Source organism: Paenibacillus sp. alder61 (assembly GCF_020179875.1).
GTDB lineage: Bacteria > Bacillota > Bacilli > Paenibacillales > Paenibacillaceae > Fontibacillus > Fontibacillus faecis.
On the sequence record NZ_JAIUDG010000057.1, the window covers coordinates 1 to 948 of the forward strand.

1 protein-coding gene is annotated in these 948 nt (G+C 51.9%); it reads right to left on the bottom strand.

Translation table 11 applies throughout. The features are described from left to right. The coding region (locus tag LBW89_RS27365; RefSeq protein WP_225040929.1) for a SufB/SufD family protein at window positions 1-948 on the bottom strand (948 nt) is incomplete at both ends.

The following is a 948-nucleotide window of genomic DNA, read 5'->3' on the forward strand; positions in this document are numbered from 1 at the left end:
GCGACATCAGATAATAGATTTGCTCCGCATTGACCTGCCCCACGGATGCAGCATGGCCAGCGGTTACATCATCCTCATCAATCAGCAGGATCGGATTGGCATCGCCACGCGCTTTAGGACTTAACATAAGCACGCGTTCGGTTTGCTGACCATCGCAACGGGTTGCGCCTTTTTCAATCTTTGTAATTCCGTTGATAATGGCGGTAGCTTCATCAAGCATGACGGCACGCGTAATCATCTGGCTCACCGAGCTTCTGCCAAAATGCTGGGCTTGCGTTGTGTAGCTCGATTTTTGAAGGCCCGTGCCAATCGCAATCACCTTCGTGTCGGATACCGACCCATTGCCTTGAAGCAATGTCTTGGTATCGCTGGCGGTATAACCCTTGTTCATCTCGCCGATAATCCATTCCACAGCCCCATCGGCAAGAACGACCGCCCGCCGCTCGGTGAAATCCGTTGTTGCTGCAGCAAGCTGATGAACCGAAGCGACTTGTACCTTTGAGCCCGCTCCCGCAAAGACCTCAACCACACCGTTATGCAATGCCTTGACATCATCCCCGCTCGACAAACAATGATCCACATAAATGATCTTGCTGTTGCTCCCGGCCACAATTAAAACGTGAGGAGCGAAACGCACACCGCTTGTATCGTTAAGAGAGATCGCTTGAATCGGCACTTCAACCTCGACACCGTCCGGGACATATAGAAAAACGCCACCACTCCATAAGGCACTGTGTGCAGCAGATAAACGATGCTCTTCCGGCTTCACTGCCTGATAGAGATAACGTTGAACCAATTCCTCATGCTCTTTTGCCGCCGTATGCAGGTCCGTTAAAATAACTCCCCGGGCGGCTAAGCTCTCGGCCAATTCCGTATACACTACATCCGAATTGGCCTGAACGATCAGTCCGCCTTTCACTGGCGAACCAGCCAAACCTCGAACAACCT